Below are 19,695 nucleotides of genomic sequence, written 5' to 3'. Positions count from 1 at the left end.
AAGGCCGCGGAACGCGTCAATGCTGTTGGGTGGTCTTCAGCCGTCTACGCGCCACAGGCTGTTTGCCTCACGGTTGTGCTGGATCGTCGGCTTTGCGCCTCCTTCGTCAGGCAGGTTCGGTCAACGATCGAAGATACTGAGAGCTCGGGAGAATTCCAGATGGGATTCGTTTATAGGACTCCCGATGTGATTGGCCCTGACCAGTTCATCCGATACTCTGATGGCCGCCGAACGAGTCATGCGCCGTATTCGACCTACATGAATGCCACATTGTCGTCCATGTACGAGAACGGTGCAGCCCAATCCAGCAAGGTCCATGGCTACGGCACCGGTTCCGTCGGCGAATACTCGATGGCGGACACTTGGATTGAGCATTAAGACTCACCGCTGATACAGGGCTCGGCCTCTCTGCCGGTCATAGGCAGAGAGGCCGAGCCCTGTGCCAGGCATAATCCTTGTATTGCACGGACCAAGGGAGGGATTTTCGTGTTTGATATATTTTTGGACAGCAGAGTGCGCTGGTCGGTCGAAATTCGCGATGGGTCCGACGGATCCGCATTGTATGCGCACACTCCGGAAAACGAAATGGAGACAGCTAGCATAGGAAAACTGTTTTTACTCATGTACCTTATGCATGAGGTTGATTCGGGGAAAATCGACATACATGAAATTCTCGATAGACGTGTGATGTCTCCGGATGTGGCAATGAACGCTGTGATTATATGATGAGACTTCAATCGGGGAAATTGGTTTCGGAAGGTGTTTCTGGGCAAATCGAGCGATGGCTTGGGACGGATACCGATACCTCTATGGTCGCCAGTGCATTCAATGTGGATCCTCTGGCGCATTGGGAGGGGAACGAAGCGTTTCGCCTTCGCCGCAAAACCGGTGCAGAATCCGATGCCCGCTGCGGCGTTTCGCGTATCTCCCGCTGAGCTTCTCAAGGCTATAAGTCTGGCTTTGATCCTGCCATTTATTTTCCGGAATACGGGCATCGTGTGTCCGCTCGGCAGCCGGCATACGCTGACAAGCGACACAGACAGAAGGTTGCCTGTGATCGAAACGCCTTATGGAGCACTATCGGGAAGTTCACATCATGCCAACGGATTACGAGCGGGAGTTACGCGACAAGACGATTGCTCTGCCCCAGGCTCTGCAACAGATCAGGTCTGGTGATCGTGTGTATGCCTCCACGAACACGCAGGAGCCGGTGGGGTTCCTCTCTGCATTGGATTCGATCGCGGATAGCGTGGAAAACGTCAGCGTATACAGTGTCGGATTCGAATATCCATACGATTTTCTGTCCGACGAAGACGCCATAGGACATATCGGCACGCGGGCGAGCTTTCTTGACGGCACGATGCGCAAAGCCCACAGCCTACATACCGTCGATTTCGTGCCGCTGAATCTGCATGCATGGCGCGAACGCAGCGAGTTCAACACGCATGCCAACGTGTTCGTTGGCGCAGCGAGCCCGATGGATAGGCACGGCTATTTCCGGTTCTCGCTCGGTGCGGGCATGGAACCGGACATGGCGCTCGCTGCGGACACGGTGATACTCGAGGTCAACCCGAAGCTCCCGCAGGTCGCGGGATACACGGAAATCCACATCTCCGACGTGGACTACGTATACGAATATCCGCATGCGCCGTATGAACGCCCGCAAGCGGAGCTTGACGACGTGTCGCTGACCATCGGCAGGCACGTGGCTTCGCTCGTGGACGACGGCGCGACCATCCAGATCGGCGTGGGCAGGATCACCGACGCGGCCGCCACCTATTTGCGCGACAAGAATGATCTTGGCGTTCATACGGAGATGATCACCACTTCCATGGCGCAGCTGGCTGAGCTTGGCGTAGTCACCGGCAAACGCAAAACGCTGTTGCCGCGTAAGATCGTGGCCGGCTTTGCGATCGGCACCAACGAGCTCTATGACTTCCTTGACGATAATCCGTCGATTTTCCTGGCCCCGACCTCGTTCGTGAACGACCCGGCGAATATCGCCCGCAACTATCGGATGACGTCGATCAATACGGCCATCCAGGTGGATTTGACCGGGCAGGTCTGCTCGGAAAGCATCGGGCATGTGCAATTCTCCGGCACGGGCGGCGCAGCGGACTTCGCCGAAGGCGCCATCCGGTCGCCAGGCGGCAAATCGATCGTCGCTCTGAAGTCCACGGCGAAAAACGGCACGATATCCACGATCCAGCCATTCCTGAACTCTGGCGCGGTAGTCAGCATCAACCGCAGCGACGTCGATTACGTGGTCACCGAGTACGGCGTCGCGGCGCTGAAAGGAAAGACCCTGGAGGCGCGCGCCAAGGCGCTGATCGCTATCGCGCACCCCGATTTCCGTGATGAGATGGAAGCCAGACGCCGGGAATACCAGATTTGGTAGCAGGCCACTGTTGCGCCACGGCCACTGGTGATGCCACCAGTGATCAGCGCAATCACAATGCGGCGACCGTCCAATTGTCCAACCACGGCAATCTACACAGCGAATCATTCAAGACAACCCACCCAATGCAAAGGACCATTATGGCGAACGAATCCGCAGTAAAAACAAAACCAGTCGATGCCAACGCGACCGATTCCTTTCTGCAGCGCTGGCATGTCTGGCATGGCAGCCGTCTCGACGCGCTCGAATCGCCGCACGGCTATCTTTCGCCCACGTCGATCACCTGGGTATGGGAGGGCGACAGCAAGACTTCCGAGGACTTTCCCGGCACGTGGAGTGCGCATGACGACGTGCTCACTTACACCCCGCAGGCGGGCGCGACGGTCACCAACGCTGGTCGTGAAGTGAGCGAAGCGCTGAGTTTTCGCGCCAGCTTCTATGGCGAGGAGGATCTCGCGCTCTTCGAATACGGGAATCTCATTGCGGAAGTCAAGGCGCAAAGCGACCAGCTGCACCATGACAGGCATCGCTTCTGGATCCGCGTGAAGAACCCGGATTCGCCGACCCGCCGTGGTTTCACGGGAATCCCATTCTACGCGCCGACCCGCGATTGGAAGTTGCCCGCTCGATTCGAGCTGTTCGAAAGCAAAGCCATCTCCACGCAGGACACGGTCCAGAAGGTCGTCATCCAGGTGCTGTCGATCATCGGCAAGGTGACGTTCACCTATCGAGATCAGGACTATTCGCTGCAGGTCGCAGATGTGCACGGCACGCCGACGATCTTTTTCTCCGATGCGACCAGCGGCGACACCACATATGGCAACGGCAGGATCCTCGAGCTGGGCCGGGCCGACGCACGAGGCTTGAACCACATCGATTTCAATCGAGCCTACAACTTCCCTTGCTCGTTTACCCCGTACTGCACATGCCCTGTGCCCACGCGTGAGAACCGGCTGCCGTTCGCAGTCGAGGCCGGCGAGAAGACGCCGCGCGAGGCGCAATAGGCGGCTGCGGCACGTGGGCGCAGACGCGGGTGATTGCATATATGCAGGCAACCGCAGCAACATCAACACGGATAACTACACCAGCACAGACACAAGGGAGGTGAACGGCTTGGCTGAGCCCATCATCGAATTCAGCGGTGTCGAAAAGCACTATTCCGGCGCCGACCAAAGGCACAAGGCTCTGGACGGCATCAATCTGGAGGTCTACCCGGGCGAGATCTTCGGCGTCATCGGGCTGTCGGGCGCGGGCAAATCCACACTGGTGCGCTGCATCAACGGGCTGGAACCCGTCAGTGCGGGCACGGTGCGCGTCAAAGGCGAGGAAGTGCAAGCCCTGTCGCGCTCCGGCCTGCTCGCATTGCGCCGCCATGTGGGCATGATCTTCCAGTCGTTCAACCTCATGCCTTCGCGCACAGTGGAAGACAATGTCGGCTTGGCGCTTGTCAACTCCAAACTGTCTCAGGCGGCGCGGAAAGCCCGCGTCAGGGAACTGCTGACATTGGTCGAGCTGACCGGCAAAGAGGAGAGCTACCCTGCGGATCTTTCGGGCGGCCAGCAGCAGCGCGTGGCCATCGCCCGTGCGCTGGCTGACAACCCCGAGATCTTGCTGTCCGACGAGTCGACCAGCGCGCTCGACCCGCTGACCACCAAATCGATTCTTCGTCTGCTGCGCAGACTCAATGCGACCTTGGGCATCACCATCATCGTGATCACGCATCAGATGGCCGTCGTCAAGGAGATCTGCGATCGCGTTGTCGTCCTCGAAAACGGGCGGATTATCGAACAAGGTGACGTGTATTCCATTTTTGCCGACCCGCAGCAGCAGCTCACGCGCGAATTCGTGGAATCCACATCGAATCTGGGCAAGTCCGCCGATCTGGAGGAAGCCGGCGTAGCATTCGTCGAAGGGGCGCGAAAGACGCTCGTGCGGCTCAAATACACTACGCAGGTGGTGTCTGAGGCGCTCGTGTCGGAGGCCTCGCGGCGCTTCGGCGTCGATCTGAACATCTTGTTCGCCGATGTCGCGCTGATCAAAGGCGCGCCACTGGGCGGCATCGTCGTGCTGATCGATGCCGATGCGGTCACCAAAGATCAGGTGTTGGATTACTTCCGCGGCAAGGATGTCAGCGTGGAGGTCCTCGCGTCCGGCGCCGAGCGGCCTGACGCCACGCAATCGCACGCCATCCAATCCGTTGACTGCGCATTGCAGGATTATCGGAGGGATGAACAATGAGCATGCTGCAGCGCATATTTCCCAACGTTTCCGCGCGCATGGACGAGTTCTATCAATGCACGATGGACACGCTGGCCATGATCGCCATTGTCGGTAGCATCGCATTCGTGCTCAGCCTGCTGATCGCGGTGGTCCTGACCACGACCAAGAAAGGCGGCCTGTATGAGAACGCGGTCATCTACCAAGTCTTCGACAAGGTCATCAATCTATTCCGCTCGATTCCCTTCGTCATTCTGGCTACGACGATGATCCCGCTCACCCGCCTCGTCATGGGTACGGCTATCGGCTTACGCGGCGCGGTGTTCCCGCTGATCATCGGCATCGTGCCGTTCTTTTCCCGCCAGATTGAGTCGTCGCTGCTGGGCGTTGACACGGGTCTGCTCGAAGCCGCGCAATCCATCGGGCTGACCCGCCCGCAGATCATCTGGAAAGTAGTGCTGCGCGAGTCGATTCCCGGCATCGCGAAAGTCACGTCCATCACCATCGTCAATCTGCTCGCCCTGACGGCCATCATCGGCATCGTCGGCGGCGGCGGGCTGGGCGATTTCGCCATACGCTACGGCTTCCAGCGTTACATGTTCGATGCATCGCTGGCTGTCGTGCTCGTCTACCTCGTGCTCATCTACATCGTCGAGACGGTCGGCAAACTGGTCATCAGCGAATCCTCGCACGGATAGCAGGCATAGGCGGCCGCCGAGATCAGCCGCCGCGAGTCCGTCACCAACCAACACAAAAGGAACATTATGTCCGCCAATGCCAAGAAATCCAACAGGAAAACCATCATTGCGCTCCTTGTCGTCGTCGCGCTTGTCGTCGTCGCGCTCATCGTCGGCAAGGTCGCCTTCGGCGCGAAAGACAAGGCGCCGAAGGGCGACACCACCATCAAGGTGGGCATCACCAACTCCGCCGACAGCGCCATATGGGACGCCGTCAACAAGGTGCTCAAAAAGGAGAACAAGCATATCGTCGTGAAGCTCGTGCAATTCCAAGGCGGCACCACCCAGACCGCCGACGCGCTCACTAGCGGCGACATCGACCTGAGCGCTAACGCCCATTATGCGTTCTGGAAGAACCTGGTCGAGACGAAGGGCTACAAGGTCACCAACATCGGCGACACGGTCATCAACGCTTACAACCTATATTCCACGAAGCACAAGGATCTCGCGTCCATCCCGGACGGCGGCAAGATCGCCGTGCCGAACAATGCGACCAATGCGGCGCGTGCCTACAACCTGCTCGAGCAGGCAGGGCTGATCACGCTGAACCCGGCGAACGCGAACCTGCCCACCAAACAGGACATCACCGGCAACCCCAAGCACCTGACCGTCGACGAGGTGGACCCTAATCAGATCCCGAACCTGCTGCAGGACTATGATGCGGGCGTCACGAACGTCTTCTCCATCATCGACCACGGCATGAAGCCCGACCAGGACGCGATATACAAGGCTGACGTCAACCTCTCCGACCCGTTCAACCACCAGTGGATCAACACGATCGCCTGCGCGACGGCAAACAAAGATAATCCGCTGTTCAAAGACGTAGTCGACGCCTACCATACAAGGCAAGTCGCCGATACGATCATCAAGGAATTCCAAGGCGCCTACACCCCCGCATTCAAGTACTGAGATTCCTCGCCTGTGAATGGCGCGACTGAGTGAGCGTGATGTCTGTCGCCTTCGCTTGGATTAATCAGCGTGATCTCCGTTGTATCCTCTGGGCCTTCTGGGCCCTGGATGCCGGCTGCGCAGGGGACGATGACAATAGCATCGTCCTTCGGCCCTTTGGCGGGGCCTCACCTTGCCTGCGAACAGTCCACAGGGCTGTTCGCTTTCCGGTTCGGCAAGGTTACGCGTTAACGTCTCCGTTCGTCAGAAAGCCGCAGCAAACCACCATGAACCAGCTTGATACCCTTCTGCATGCGCGCAGCGGGCCAGACAACTATGTCCAAGGCAGCGGCATACTCGCTGAACTGCTCGGGCACTATGTGCAGGATCGGCGGCATGTTGTCGTCATCACCGGACGCGCATCCTATGCGGCTTTCCGACAGACGATTGGTGATGCCGACGTGCTTGATGGCGTGAGCGTGCACCGTTACGACGGCACCGTATCGACGCAAGACATCGAGCGGCTCGAGGCTGAGACTGTGGGATCCGATCTGATCGTCGCCATCGGCGGCGGACGTGTGTGCGACACCGCCAAATCCGTGGCAGCGCATATCGGCGCTGATATTGTCACCGTGCCGACCATCGCCGCCACCTGCGCCGCATATTCGTCGCATACCGTGCTCTATGACCGGCACCACGCCAAGTCCGGCTTCGAGCAGCATGACCATAGTCCGCTGGCCACACTGGTGGATACTGCGCTGCTTGCGCACGCACCGGAACGTTATCTGATTGCCGGCATCGGTGATTCGATCGCCAAATGGTATGAGGCAAAATCCATCATGCGCCCAGGCACCAGCATCCGGCCTACCGAGCGCCTAGGCCTGATCGCAGCTGAAAATGTCAAGGATCTGCTGCTTGAGCACGCCCAGGCCGCCGTTGACGCCAACCGAATCGGCGAGGATACGCAGGTATTCTGCGATGCCGTTGAGGCGATTTTTCCCCTATCGGGCTCTGTAGGCGGCTTCGCCAACAGAAAAGGCCGGTCCTCTGGCGCGCATGCCACCGCCAACGCGATCACTGCGCTGCCCGGGTCGTCGCAAAGCTTGCACGGGGAGCAGGTGGCCTATGGGATTCTCGTGTTGCTCACGGCGTTGGGGGATGAGCGTGATCTTCGATTGCTGCGTGATTGGTATGGGCGAATCGGATTGCCGTGCTCGTTGGCCGATCTTGGCATCGATGCCAGCGACGATGATATTCGGGCCGTGTCTACTATCGCCGCCTCGCCGCGCGAGAATTTCATACTCGCCATTCCCGATATCGTGCCGGAGCAGGTAGCGCGGGCAATGCGCACGGTCGAGCAAAGCGCGAAGAAGGCGTAGGCTCTGCGCGCGGTTTCCCGCGCATGCCGTGCCCACCCTCGTGCGACGTAGCTGTCGTTGCGTGACGTGTTCGAGAATCCAGGAATGGCGAAATTCTATGGTTTTGCAGTTTCGAAGGCGGCCTACGATGAAATTTATGACACATGACGAATTACAGTCGCACGCGATGATGCTGCTTGGGATATTGCGCGTATTCGGCGGTCACAACACTCAGCCATGACGCGTGCACAACACGTCGAACCGGTTTTAGGCTGTGCGGGTATGCGATACACTGTTGGTCGTAAACGTGAAACGAAGGAGTTTCTGATGAATGGTGCGGCATCGACCGATACGGCATTTAGCAGCCGGCTTGCAAAGCGGGGCAAGGAGCTCGACCGGTTGTTCATGGAGTTGTATAACGATCAATCGGCGCTCAATGCGTTGAAAGGGGCTATGGCTCGAGCCTATGCCGCACGGCCGGGCGATCTGCGCAAGCTGGACGAGGTTCGCGAAGCCAGCCCGGAATGGTATAAGCGCGGCGGCATGTTCGGCATGACGATGTATTCCGACCTGTTCGCCGGCAGCCTCAACGCGCTCGCCGAGCGCATACCGTACTTGAAGGAGCAGAAGCTCACCTACTTGCATCTGATGCCGATCCTGCGGATGCCGCATCCGCACAACGACGGTGGCTACGCGGTCGAGGATTTTGATAATGTCGATCCGATGTTCGGCACGAACGAGGACTTGGCGGCGCTGACGGCCAAGCTGCGCACGGCGGGCATCAGCCTGTGCCTTGATTTCGTGATGAACCACACCGCATCGACGCACCGCTGGGCGAGGCGCGCGCAGGCGGGAGACCCCGAATGTCAGTCCTATTACTTCTGCTACGACGATCGCACGATGCCTGACAAGTTCGACGATACCGTGCCGCAGGTCTTTCCCAGCGCCGCCCCGGGCAACTTCACCTGGAACGAGCAGATGGGCAAATGGGTGATGACACAGTTCTACCCGTTCCAGTGGGATCTCAACTACAGCAACCCCAAGGTGCTTGTCGCGATGCTGGGCAGCGCCATGCACTTGGCGAACCTCGGCGTCGAGGTGCTGCGCCTCGATGCAGTTCCCTATATATGGAAGCAACTGGGCACCAACTGCCGCAACCTGCCGCAGGTGCACGCCATCGTGCGCATGCTGCGCATCGTGCTTGAGTGCGTCTGCCCAGCAGTCGTGCTCAAGGGCGAAGTCGTCATGGCTCCCAAGGAGCTCGCGGCGTACTTCGGCACGCCTGAAAAGCCCGAATGCCATATGCTCTACAATGTCTCGATGATGGTCAACCTGTGGAGCGCGCTGGCCAACGGTGATACGCGGCTGCTCAAGGCGCAGACCGATGCGCTTAATGCGCTGCCGAGCAATTGCTGGTTCGTGAATTACCTGCGCTGCCATGACGATATCGGCTGGGGGCTCGACGAGGACAAGGAGCGCGAGCTGGGCATCGATCCTTTGCAGCACAAGGAGTTCCTGTACCACTTCTATGAGGGGGCAGTGCCCGGCAGCTGGGCGATGGGGGAGCTGTACAACTACGACGCCGCAAGCAACGACGCGCGCAGCTGCGGCACCACGGCGAGCCTGTGCGGCATCGAGCGCGCGCTGATCAGGCATGACGGGCCGGCGCTCGAAATCGCTGTGAACCGTGACCTGCTCATGCACAAGGCTATGGCCTTCCTGCGCGGATTCCCCATGCTCAGCTGCGGCGACGAGATCGCGCAGCTCAACGGCTGGGATTATAAAGAGGATCCCGACCGCGTCGACGACAGCCGCAACCTGCATCGCAGCCGCTTCGACTGGGGCAAGGCCGCGCTGCGCCGCAAGACCGGCACGTTGCAACACCAGCTGTGGGAGGGCATGGCTCAGCTACGATCGATGCGTTCGGATCCTTGTTTCGCGCCGGACGCGTGGGTCTCGACCTGGGACGCGCATGCCAATGGTATTTTCGCAGTCGTGCGGAAATCCCACGCTGAGACGTTGGTTGGCCTATTCAACTTCACCGGATACGACCAGCATGCGCGGCTCGACGGCAGCGACGGTATCATGGGGCCGATGGATGCAGATCTCGGTGCTTACGAGGCGAGACTGGTGCGGCGCTGAGGGTCTTCGGAGAACTTGTGGGAATAGTGATCGATCTGGCATTGTGGTTGGCGTCGACGTGCGGAAAGCCGTTGGAGCTCGATGGCGCTCAATGATACCGTGTGTTGTGCTGACGCCAGCGCGGCTGCGTGATTGCGGGCCCGAGATATGCGCCATGCAGAAAGGGAACGGCCGCGCATGGAACTGATCGCCATAGGCCATGATGTGGTCGACGTCGCCGCTTTCGCCGCGCAACTCGCCGAGCCGGGGTCGCGCATGCGCGAACTGTTCTCTGCGCGCGAACTGCGGCAGTGCGCCATGCGTGCGCAGATTAAGCATGACGGCGAGGCGGCACATCTTGCCGCACGCTGGGCGGGCAAAGAGTCGGTGCTCAAAGCCTGGTGCGAGGCGCTCGGCGATGCTGCGAACCCATACACGCTCGACGATTTCCCGTGGGCTGGCATCGAGATCCTCGACGATTCACGCTCGCGCCCGAGCGTTGTGCTCAGAGCGGATGTCGAGGAGACTTTGCATGTCTCGCTTGGTTTTGGAACTCGGGCCCAGTCAGGAAACTCGGCAGCGAAGTCATCGCTATATCATGGTTCGGGCTCTGATCGGTCAGGAAGCGCCCACAATATTCATCCGCAGTGGCATGTCTCGCTGAGCCATGATGGCCCGATCGCTTCCGCAGTAGCCACACTGGGACTCGCATAAGCTTGCTGAATAGCGGTATTCATGTATAATGACTCAGGTTGTTTGTTGTGCAGTCGGTCTGGAAAGCCGGCGCTGCGGTTTTCGGACGATGCACACGAGCAGTCCCACGCGGACGTAGCTCAATGGTAGAGCCTCAGTCTTCCAAACTGATTACGCGGGTTCGATTCCCGTCGTCCGCTCCACTCTATCCAAAGCCGGGAACCCAGTCGCCGCAAGGGTTACCTTTCTTATTCTTGGTCGATGGGACGTGTGAACGTTGCTGTGTAACAGGGATGCGAAGTTAAGGTGGATGACATGGCGGAGCGGATCGCTGACACCGATAAGGTAGGTGAAGTCCAAAGCCGGGGTAACGCCCCCGATTGGGGCAGTCCTGCGGCAGGTGCCGGTGAAGATTTGGCTGATGCCGTTCAGACCACGCTTGCGGTTCATGGCGGCGGAATCGCCAAATCAGCCAATACCGCCACTGAACTCATCGGCGATTCCATCGCTATCGTCGATGTCTCCAAGCACCCGGTGGCTTCGATACCCGAGTCCGAGCTGTCCCTTGCCGACATCGAGCGCAGCCGCTCCAGACCGCTGCAGCGCACCATATATATTGTCGTCATTCTGGTCGCGCTGATCGGTCCGTACTGGCTCGGCCGTTCGTTCGCCGCGAATCGCACCGAGTGGCTGGTATCGCATCTGAACCTGCTCAATGCGCAGGGCGTGGCCTTCGTTTCGTGGGCTGTCACGTTTGTTACTCTGGCCGCGCTGGGCTTGATGGTGGTCGATGTGCATAAATGGCTGTGGCGCGCGTTTTTTGCGATCAGTCTTGCGGCTGAGCAATTCATCGCGGGCCTGTGCCTGCTCAGATTCAACTTCTGGTATTCCACTTATGTGGTCTACGGTAAATCAGCAGGGCTTGCAAACGCCGCGAACCTCGGCATCATCGGTGCCGTCTTCGCTGTAGCCGCGTTCGCCGTGCTCTGGGTCGGCTTGCTCGTGCTCATCAGGAAAGACTCGCCTCTCAACGTGCTTACCCACAGCTGGGCCTCATTCATCATGTTCTTCGTCATCGAGGCGATCGCCCTCGCCATTGTGCTCGGCGCTTTGCTGACCATGATCTGAAAAAGCGGTCTGCCGGTTTCCAGTCAACCGGCAGACCGCATTCCGAATCATTCAGTCGAAAGTGTGCGCTTTCAACTGCGACGGCGGCGGGCCAGCGCAAGCAGCGTTAAGGCTACGAGCGCAAGTGAGCCAAACGCCGTCGCAGCATACGAAACGACGGCGCCTGTATTGGCCAGACGCGTCACGTTGCCTGTTGCGGGAACCTGGCTACCGGCTGCGTGAGCATGTTCATCGTTGCCGTTCTCAGGTTCGGGCGTGGTGCCGGGCTCCGATCCAGATCCTGACCCGGTCTCGCCTTCCGACTTGGTCTCCAGCGCCGCGACGGCCGATCGCAGTTGGCTGTCGGCTGCCTCCAGCCCGTCCTTCGACGCGTCAGCCCTGTTCGCAATCGTTCGCGCGGCGTTCAGTGCCTTGCTGAAGGTTTCCCAGGACTTCGCGGTGTAATCCTTTTGCATGTAGCGGGCGGCGTTTTCAATGGTTGCAAGCAGCGCATCGCGTGCTTTTTCGGTCGACAGATCCACACAGCGGATATTATCGACCGTTATGGTTCCCGAGCGCGGCCGGGTGCCTCCTGTCCACGGATCTTTGAACTCCTTGTCGCCGTCATTGAGATAGAAATTGAAGCCGCCTATCTTCTTGAGCGTGTCGTCGTTCAGCGTCTTCGATTTGTGCTCGGCGGATTCCCATCCGGCCGGGGCGAAGTTCGAAAATGGGATTCTGACGATGCCATCCACGGCTGTATCCAATGAAGGATATGCCTCGAAGGTAATTCCTCCAGCGGAGAGCTGCACCACAAATTTGTGGCCATTTGCCGCTGATGTGACATTCAGCTGCAGCCCGTCGAATCCGCTCCAATCCTCGCCGGCGGGGAAACCGCGGCCGACGCCGAGATAGTCTGGCGAGGCATTGAAATCCCAGTCAATCTTGAGCGCTTTGCCGCCTGCGCCATCATTCGCGAGCGAATAACCAGCAGAATCGAAGTGATTCGGTGTCCAGGTCTGCCTGAGGTCCGTATCGTCGGCGTATTCGTCAAATCCATCGATCGTGCCACGCGACCGCTCTGCCTGGGCTCCCAGGATCACGTTCGTCTGCGAACTCAACTCGCCTTGCGCAGTTGCCGCCACTACGCGCATGGTCCTGAGCTGCCCGTCCATCATCGATGAATCGATATCCCAAGAACTCGTGTAATATCCCTGGGCGTCCTTGGTGAGCTCATGCTGTCGTTTATCTCCCTGCACGGTAAAGTAGACGCGGCTTGGCGTTGCCTTGCCGTTGATTCTGGCGTAGACGGCAGTGGGGGATTGTTCGATGCGGGTCCGTTCATTCGGGTTCACCAATCGAATCGTTGGCTTGGGCTGCGCCGTAGCGACATCGGTGGAGTAATCGAGGGGCGAACCGGATGCCATCGCGATTGCCGGATCCTGGCTGAAGGCTTTGAAATCGTCGGCGATGGATGTGCCTGGCCATGGAGTCCATACCTGCCCCGTGTCCCAATTCGCCCATGTCATCATATAGGCAATGCGTGAAGCCTTGGGACTGGCCTTGATCTGAGCGAGCAGCTCAGTAAACCAACGTGGGTTCGGATTGTCGCCGTCGTGTTGGTGCATGAGCTTTCCGAATTCGGTGAGCGCAAGGAGCTTACCGTGCTCTTGGGCCCAGTCTGAAACCTTTTCGAGCCGGGACACGGCCTGCTGCATCCACTCGCGGGTTCCTTCCAACGTTGTGGCGTCGTCATAGATATCCGTGCCGATAATGTCGACGTAATCATCTCCAGGGTATGCATTCATCGTATAGCCGCAGTATGAGTACAGAAGATTGTGTACATTTTTGGCATCGCGAAGATAATCGACGACGTAACGGAAGAGTTCGATATATTCTCCGTTGGTGGCGTGGCCGGAGCCCCACCAGAACCAGCTTCCATCGTTCTCGTGCAGGGGACGATAGATAATCGGTATGGGCGTGCCGTCTGCGCGCACCGATTGATGTGCCGCTTCGGCCACGATGTCGAGCTGCTGATTGAATTTGGCATTGAGATCGCCTCCCGGAAGAATGCAGTCTACCACGCGAGAGGTGTCGTTATACGGGCCATCTGTGGCGGGATTGTCCCAATGGGAGGAGAGGGTCATGACAGCGCCGTTCTCATCGGCCTTGATCGCGTCGCTGGCGAGAACATTGGGATTGCTCTCGGTGCCGGAATCCTGCCCCCATAGCCCTGGATATTGGCCGGCGACGGCGTAGACGTCGGAGTTCGTGCCTTGATTCTGCTCATCCGTTGTCACGAAATTGTCGGTGTCCTGCTGATGACCGAATAGAATCTTGCCGTGGTTGTCTCTCAGTTTGAGATACAGGCTTCGCGTGCTTGCGCTCGCCTGCGGATCGGCGAGCGTAATGGCACTTGAGGAGCTATCGTCTTGCGCTTGCGCCGGCGGCGCGCAGACCGCGAGAGCGACAGCGCAGGCCACTGCGGTTGCCAGGGCCACAGCAGATATGCGGCGTCGTATAAGGGTTTGGATGTGCATGCAGTATTCCTTTCTGATTCTCGCCGCTCCCGGTTCGGCATCGAGCCATGCTGCATCACCACTGCTGCAACAAGAAGCTTAAGCGATTAGGTAAAATAATGGCATCATTAATTGTGATGTATCGCGGAGCAAGTTGTTACGAGGACTTAAAATCCATATAAATAAAAGAATTCTGTATATTGTAAAATAAATTTTGCAAACAGTGTGTCGACATACATACATGAACCGATTCAGCAACGCTTAATGCTATATGTACCCACAAAATTGCGGCATTGACGGTTGCATGATTGAATTTGTCAGCCGGAACTAGCCAGCATTTATACCGTATTGCAATATTTTGGTCTTTTCTGCCATGGCTTTCCCGTCGCCTCTGCTTGAACCCTTCTCGGTCGCAGGCTATTCGTATACTGGTCGATTGGCGTGTTTCGCCCGCGGATACAGAGCGCTTGCAGCATTGGGTTGTTGGCACCGCGCAGTGATTATAAGGAGGAAGCCGTGGCACTTACGGTTGAAGACAGGCAGGGCATTATTTCGCAGTACGCGACGCACGAGGGCGACACGGGTTCCCCGGAAGTCCAGGTCGCGTTGCTCACCCAGCGTATCAATAACCTGACTGAGCATCTCAAAGAGCATAAGCACGATCACCATTCGCGGCGTGGTCTGCTGCTGATGGTCGGCGACCGCCGCCGTCTGCTTGACTACCTCAAGCGCGTCGACATCAACCGTTATCGTTCCCTGATCGAACGACTCGGTTTGCGCCGATAACCAACCGTTGCCCGGGCGACTTGTCGCCCGGGCATTTTGCATCGCTGCCTCGCACGGTAGACGTGCAGGGCGGCAAGAGTGCACAAGAGCCGTAGAAGAAGCTGCGTGCCGGCATGGCACGCCGTGCAGCCGGGCTGCCGGTGGTATAACTGAAAACGGAAGTAAACGATTGCGAAGCGCGCAGTGCGGACGGATGGTGCAATCAGCATCTGGCGGCACATGAGGCGCGGGCATTCGCTCGGGTGTAGCGAAAAGCAATGCAGGCAATGCGACGTGGAACGTAGCGAAGTTGAAGCGTCAACGAGATGTAGGGCATCGGGGCGTGTGGCGCCGGGATGCGACACATAACGGGCACATGGCGGAACGCGAAGGATTTTCGGTCCTCGGCTGGCGGCTGTATTAAGGACGCGGGCGAAGGCCGACGAGAATAACAGAACAGAAAATAACAGAATAACGATACTCAGGACATAAGTGAACAATGAGATCCGTCGTTGAGGATGCGCGGCCAGGTATGCCGTGTCGGATTGGGCGCAGGGCGCCAAGCAAACGGATTCGCTTATTTGGTTATGTTGCGTAGGAAAAGAAACAAAACAGAAGGAGGAACCCGTGGAGGGTCCCGAAATCAAGGCCGTTGAGGCCATTATTGACAATGGTTCATTTGGCAAGCGCACGTTGCGCTTCGAGACGGGTCGATTGGCCCAGCAGGCGGACGGCGCAGTAGCCGCTTACCTTGACGATGATTCGATGGTGCTTTCGACCACGACCGCTGGATCCAGCCCCAAGGAGAATTATGACTTCTTCCCGCTGACGGTTAACGTCGAGGAGAAGATGTATGCCGCAGGCAAGATTCCGGGTTCGTTCTTCCGCCGCGAGGGCAGCCCGTCGGCTGACGCCATCTTGGCTTGCCGCATCATCGACCGACCGCTGCGTCCGTTGTTCCCGCACACGTTGCGCAACGAAGTGCAGGTCGTCGAGACCGTGCTCGCCGTCAATCCTGACGACGCATATGACATGATCGCGCTGAACGCCGCTTCGGCATCCACGATGATCTCCGGTCTGCCCTTCGAAGGCCCGGTCTCCGGCGTGCGTCTGGCGCTCGTCGACGGCCAGTGGATCGCCTTCCCGCGCTGGAGCGAGCGCGAGCGCGCCGTCTTCGAGATCGTGGTCGCGGGCCGCGTCATCGAGAACGGCGACGTGGCTATCGCCATGATCGAAGCTGGCGCTGGCAAGAACGCGTGGAAGCTCATCTATGACGAGGGCCAGACCAAGCCCGACGAGGAGGTCGTCGCCGGCGGTCTCGAAACCGCGAAACCGTTCATCAAGGCGATCTGCGAGGCGCAGGACAAGCTCAAGTCCCTTGCCGCCAAGCAGACCAAGGAATTCCCGCTCTTCCCTGAGTACACCGATGCGCTGTATGCGCGCATCGACGAGATCGCGCACGACCAGCTCAACGAGGCGCTTTCCATCGCCGAGAAACTGCCGCGTCAGGACCGTCTGCACGAGATCAAGAATTCCGTGCGTGAAACGCTCGCGGGCGAGTTCACCGAGATGGATCCGGCCGAGAAAGACAAGGAGCTGGGCAATGCCTTCAAGGAGCTGCAGCGCCAGATCGTCCGCCGTCGCATCCTGAGCGAGGATTACCGCATCGACGGCCGCGGCCTGCGCGACATCCGCACGCTGTCCGCCGAAGTCGACATCGTGCCGCGCGTCCATGGTTCCGCGCTCTTCCAGCGCGGCGAGACCCAGATTCTGGGCGTCACGACGTTGGGCACGCTCAAGATGGAGCAGCAGATCGACGCCATCTCCGGCCCGGAGACCAAGCGGTATATGCATAATTACGAGATGCCGCCGTATTCGACCGGCGAGACCGGCCGCATGGGTTCGCCCAAGCGCCGTGAAGTCGGCCACGGCGCGCTCGCCGAGAAGGCGTTGCTGCCGGTGCTCCCCGATCGCGAGGAGTTCCCTTACGCCATTCGTCAGGTTTCCGAGGCCATTGGTTCCAACGGCTCCACTTCGATGGGTTCGGTATGCGCCTCGACCATGTCGCTGCTTGCCGCCGGCGTGCCGCTCAAGGCACCGGTCGCGGGCATAGCGATGGGTCTGGTCTCCGGTGACGTCGACGGGCAGCACATCTTCAAGACGCTGACCGATATTCTTGGCGCGGAGGACGCTTTTGGCGATATGGACTTCAAGGTGGCCGGGACCTCCGAGTTCATCACCGCTTTGCAGCTCGACACCAAACTCGACGGCATTCCCGCCGACGTGCTGGCTTCGGCGCTGAACCAGGCCAAGGAAGCCCGCACGACGATCCTCGAGGTCATCAACGAGTGCATCGACGCGCCGGCCGAGATGAGCCCGTACGCGCCGCGCATCATCACCACCACCGTTCCGGTCGAGAAGATCGGCGAGATCATCGGGCCCAAGGGCAAGATGATCAATCAGATCCAAGAGGACACTGGCGCCAATATCGCCATCGAGGATGACGGCACGGTCTATATCTCCTCCGAGGGTGGCGAAGCCGCCCAAAAGGCGAAGGGGATCATCGATTCCATCGCCAACCCGCATGTGCCACAGCCCGGGGAGACCTTCAACGGCAAAGTCGTCAAGACGACGAGCTTCGGTGCGTTTGTGAACCTGACGCCCGGCACCGACGGCCTGCTGCACATCTCCCAGATCCGCAACCTAACCGACGGCGAACGCGTCGAGGCGGTCGAAGATGTGCTCAAGGAAGGTGATGTCGTCGAGGTGATCGTCCAGAGCATCGACGATCGTGGCAAGATCTCGCTGGCCATCCCCGGCTTCGAGAACCAGGAATCGTCACGCCGGCCGCGCGAGGATCGCGATGATCGTCGTGGCGGCCGTGGCCGTGACGACCGTGGCCGTGACGACCGCGGGTATCGCGGGCATCGTGACGATCGTGACTATGATGAGCGCCCGCGCCGTTCGCATGACGACCGTGACGACCGTTCGGACCGTGGGGATCGCTACGATAACCGCGACGATCGTGGCTACAGTGACCGTCCGCGCCGCTCGCGTGACGACCGCGCGGACCGCGATGATCGCCGCGGAGGCTACCGTGGCGGCCGTCGCGACGACCGCAATCCGCGTTACGCCGCCGACGACCATTACGATGAGTACAGCGCCGACCGCGCAGAGCGTTCGGAGCGCCCGCGCCGCCGTGTGCGCACCGACTTCGATCCCTTCGAGGACTGATCATTTGGGGTGCTGATCGAGCCTGAATTGACTTGACAGGCGCAGATGCAATACAACGACAGGCCCGCCGCCGATTCATAATCGGCGGCGGGCCTGTCGTTGTATTTGGGCCGTCGTGTTCTCGCTGTGCTTCCGACGCGAGTGAATCGATTGCCGGTTCTTTCTGCCAGCCGTGGTCGATATTCGAGTGTTTCTGCCTTCTGCCGTATAGCTGTGTTGTTTACAGCTGCGATTGGGCCAGCGCATGATCGATGTCGCGGATGAGATCGTCCGTATCTTCCAAGCCTACGGCCAAGCGGAAGAAGCCGCGATGGAACTCCTGCGGGTAGAGATGTTGGCGTTCGTCCTCTTCGCCCAGGAACACGATGAGGCTTTCGTCGTGGCCGAGCGAGACGGCTGAAGTGATCACATTGAGCTTGGATACAAAGCGGTTGTGTCCGTCGTGGCCGGTGCCAAGCCCAAACGCGAGGACGCCGCCGAATCCCGCGCCGGGCCGGGCGAGCTGGCGCGTCGCCACCTCGTGATGCGGATGCGATTCCAGCCCGGGATAGGCGACGAACCGCACTTGCGGCAAAGTTTCCAAATGCTTGGCGATGGTCAGTGCGGAAGCATTGTGCTGTTTCATGCGCAGCGGCAGCGTCACCGAGCCGCGGTTGATGAGCCACGCGTTGAACGGCGAGATGATGCCCCCATAGTTCACCTGGTATGTGAAGCGGATCTGGTCGGTGATCTCCTTGCGCGCGGCGATGACGCCGCCCAGCGCGTCGCCATGGCCATTGATGTACTTCGTGAGGCTTTCGATCACGATATCCGCGCCAAGGTCGGCCGGACGCACATTGAATGGCGAATTGAAGGTGTTGTCGACGCTTATGAGCGCGCCCGCCTCATGCGCAATGGCCGCAGCGGCCTCGATATCAGTGACTTTAAGTGTAGGGTTGGCGGGCGTTTCGATGTGTACAAGCTTTGTGTTCGGCCTGATCGCATTGGCGATGTTGCGCGCGTCCGAAGAGTCGACGATGGAGGTTTCGATGCCGTACTTCTCCGGCAGGATCTGATTGAGCAGCCGATACGCGGCGACATAGGTCGTGTCGGAGAAGACCGCATGGTCGCCGCGACCCAGCACCGTGGTGAATGTGGCGGCTAGGGCGGCGACGCCGGATGCGAGCACGACCGCATCCTCGGTGTTTTCGAGATTCGCGAGCTTCGCCTCAAGGTAGCGTTGGTTTGGGTGGCCGTTGCGGGTATACAGGTTCGTGTCCGAGCTGGACCAGTTAATGTCAGAGGGATCGTATGGCAGCGCATACGCGTTCGCCAGCGTGATCGGCCGGCGGATTGCACCGGTTTCGGCGTCCACGCCGTTGCCGAGATGGATCGATTTGGTCGCGAATCCGAGGGGCCTGCCGTCGAAGGATTCGCCATGATGCACGAGATCTGAAGTCATGTTCTCAGTGTGCCAGCATCACGGCAAATCCGCATATCCGCACGAACTGCTCGAATCGCCACTATTGCAGCGTTTGATAGCCGTTCATAGAAAGAATCGAAGGCGCTGCGGCGCGCATGCCGCCCATTTGCGCCAGCCGGCTGGTCGAAGAGTCTTGTTCGATCAAGCCGTTCCGGAATAAAAAACTGCCTGCCGGGCGACTCGACGTCAGTTCGAC

15 protein-coding genes and 1 tRNA gene are annotated in these 19,695 nt (G+C 59.2%); 14 read left to right on the top strand and 2 right to left on the bottom strand.

All coding sequences use genetic code 11. From position 1 onward, the window contains the following. Positions 1 to 159 precede the first annotated feature (159 nt). The 12 genes from LKG04_RS02985 (at position 160) to LKG04_RS02935 (ending at position 11,540) form a co-directional block, all read left to right on the top strand. Complete coding sequence (locus tag LKG04_RS02985; protein WP_291761869.1) at positions 160 to 378, top strand: hypothetical protein; 219 nt, start codon at positions 160 to 162, stop codon at positions 376 to 378. 108 nt (positions 379 to 486) lie between these two features. Then, a complete protein-coding gene (locus LKG04_RS08770; protein ID WP_363300738.1) occupies positions 487 to 726 on the top strand; it encodes a serine hydrolase in 240 nt (79 codons plus the stop codon). A gap of 370 nt (positions 727 to 1,096) precedes the next feature. Continuing rightward, on the top strand, positions 1,097 to 2,398 hold the full coding sequence (locus LKG04_RS02980; protein WP_291761867.1) for an acetyl-CoA hydrolase/transferase family protein: 1,302 nt from the start codon (positions 1,097 to 1,099) through the stop codon (positions 2,396 to 2,398). Between the two features lie 140 nt (positions 2,399 to 2,538). Continuing rightward, the gene (locus tag LKG04_RS02975; RefSeq protein ID WP_291761865.1) at positions 2,539 to 3,402 is read left to right on the top strand and encodes a DUF1684 domain-containing protein; all 864 of its coding nucleotides are present in this window, start codon (positions 2,539 to 2,541) and stop codon (positions 3,400 to 3,402) included. Between the two features lie 109 nt (positions 3,403 to 3,511). Further along, positions 3,512 to 4,636, top strand: coding sequence for a methionine ABC transporter ATP-binding protein (locus tag LKG04_RS02970; RefSeq protein WP_291761863.1), 1,125 nt, complete (start codon positions 3,512 to 3,514; stop codon positions 4,634 to 4,636). After that, the gene (locus tag LKG04_RS02965) at positions 4,633 to 5,313 is read left to right on the top strand and encodes a methionine ABC transporter permease (RefSeq protein ID WP_291761861.1); all 681 of its coding nucleotides are present in this window, start codon (positions 4,633 to 4,635) and stop codon (positions 5,311 to 5,313) included. Before LKG04_RS02970 ends, LKG04_RS02965 begins: the two co-directional genes overlap by 4 nt. A 66-nt stretch (positions 5,314 to 5,379) precedes the next feature. After that, a complete protein-coding gene (locus LKG04_RS02960; protein WP_291761859.1) occupies positions 5,380 to 6,261 on the top strand; it encodes a MetQ/NlpA family ABC transporter substrate-binding protein in 882 nt (293 codons plus the stop codon). 266 nt (positions 6,262 to 6,527) lie between these two features. After that, positions 6,528 to 7,619 carry an iron-containing alcohol dehydrogenase family protein gene (locus tag LKG04_RS02955; RefSeq protein ID WP_291761857.1) on the top strand — a complete coding sequence of 364 codons (1,092 nt, stop codon included), beginning with the start codon at positions 6,528 to 6,530 and terminating at the stop codon, positions 7,617 to 7,619. A 306-nt stretch (positions 7,620 to 7,925) separates the two neighbouring features. After that, positions 7,926 to 9,740 (top strand): alpha-amylase family protein, encoded by a 1,815-nt coding sequence (locus LKG04_RS02950; RefSeq protein WP_291761854.1) that lies wholly within the window; start codon positions 7,926 to 7,928, stop codon positions 9,738 to 9,740. A 177-nt stretch (positions 9,741 to 9,917) separates the two neighbouring features. Beyond that, on the top strand, positions 9,918 to 10,433 hold the full coding sequence (locus LKG04_RS02945) for a holo-ACP synthase (protein ID WP_291761852.1): 516 nt from the start codon (positions 9,918 to 9,920) through the stop codon (positions 10,431 to 10,433). A gap of 108 nt (positions 10,434 to 10,541) precedes the next feature. After that, a tRNA-Gly gene (locus LKG04_RS02940) sits at positions 10,542 to 10,615 on the top strand. Positions 10,616 to 10,727: 112 nt separating this feature from the next. Further along, positions 10,728 to 11,540, top strand: coding sequence for a hypothetical protein (locus LKG04_RS02935; RefSeq protein ID WP_291761850.1), 813 nt, complete (start codon positions 10,728 to 10,730; stop codon positions 11,538 to 11,540). A gap of 71 nt (positions 11,541 to 11,611) precedes the next feature. Here the strand turns inward: LKG04_RS02935 and LKG04_RS02930 are convergent, their stop codons facing one another. Next, a complete protein-coding gene (locus LKG04_RS02930) occupies positions 11,612 to 14,059 on the bottom strand; it encodes a glycosyl hydrolase (protein ID WP_291761848.1) in 2,448 nt (815 codons plus the stop codon). Positions 14,060 to 14,554: 495 nt separating this feature from the next. Between LKG04_RS02930 and rpsO the strand changes: the two genes are divergently transcribed. Beyond that, entirely contained in the window at positions 14,555 to 14,824 is a 270-nt protein-coding gene (gene rpsO, locus LKG04_RS02925; protein WP_291761846.1) for a 30S ribosomal protein S15, read from the top strand. A gap of 606 nt (positions 14,825 to 15,430) precedes the next feature. Continuing rightward, positions 15,431 to 18,037 (top strand): polyribonucleotide nucleotidyltransferase, encoded by a 2,607-nt coding sequence (locus LKG04_RS02920; protein WP_291761845.1) that lies wholly within the window; start codon positions 15,431 to 15,433, stop codon positions 18,035 to 18,037. 220 nt (positions 18,038 to 18,257) lie between these two features. Here the strand turns inward: LKG04_RS02920 and LKG04_RS02915 are convergent, their stop codons facing one another. Further along, on the bottom strand, positions 18,258 to 19,478 hold the full coding sequence (locus LKG04_RS02915; protein WP_291761844.1) for a trans-sulfuration enzyme family protein: 1,221 nt from the start codon (positions 19,476 to 19,478) through the stop codon (positions 18,258 to 18,260). Positions 19,479 to 19,695 lie beyond the last annotated feature (217 nt).

The sequence above is a fragment of the Bifidobacterium sp. genome, assembly GCF_022640935.1.
Taxonomy (GTDB): domain Bacteria; phylum Actinomycetota; class Actinomycetes; order Actinomycetales; family Bifidobacteriaceae; genus Bifidobacterium.
The sequence above is the reverse complement of the archived record's forward strand: the minus strand, read 5'-3'. Positions and strand labels throughout refer to the sequence as shown.

Excerpts from the sequence above, each read along its gene's own strand:
- LKG04_RS02915 (WP_291761844.1), bottom strand. The coding sequence starts at position 19,478 with ATGACTTCAGATCTCGTGCATCATGGCGAATCCTTCGACGGCAGGCCC.
- LKG04_RS02975 (WP_291761865.1), top strand. The coding sequence starts at position 2,539 with ATGGCGAACGAATCCGCAGTAAAAACAAAACCAGTCGATGCCAACGCG.
- LKG04_RS02960 (WP_291761859.1), top strand. The coding sequence starts at position 5,380 with ATGTCCGCCAATGCCAAGAAATCCAACAGGAAAACCATCATTGCGCTC.
- LKG04_RS02950 (WP_291761854.1), top strand. The coding sequence starts at position 7,926 with ATGAATGGTGCGGCATCGACCGATACGGCATTTAGCAGCCGGCTTGCA.
- LKG04_RS02935 (WP_291761850.1), top strand. The coding sequence starts at position 10,728 with ATGGCGGAGCGGATCGCTGACACCGATAAGGTAGGTGAAGTCCAAAGC.
- LKG04_RS02930 (WP_291761848.1), bottom strand. The coding sequence starts at position 14,059 with ATGCACATCCAAACCCTTATACGACGCCGCATATCTGCTGTGGCCCTG.
- LKG04_RS02985 (WP_291761869.1), top strand. The coding sequence starts at position 160 with ATGGGATTCGTTTATAGGACTCCCGATGTGATTGGCCCTGACCAGTTC.
- LKG04_RS02980 (WP_291761867.1), top strand. The coding sequence starts at position 1,097 with ATGCCAACGGATTACGAGCGGGAGTTACGCGACAAGACGATTGCTCTG.
- LKG04_RS02965 (WP_291761861.1), top strand. The coding sequence starts at position 4,633 with ATGAGCATGCTGCAGCGCATATTTCCCAACGTTTCCGCGCGCATGGAC.
- LKG04_RS02955 (WP_291761857.1), top strand. The coding sequence starts at position 6,528 with ATGAACCAGCTTGATACCCTTCTGCATGCGCGCAGCGGGCCAGACAAC.
- LKG04_RS02945 (WP_291761852.1), top strand. The coding sequence starts at position 9,918 with ATGGAACTGATCGCCATAGGCCATGATGTGGTCGACGTCGCCGCTTTC.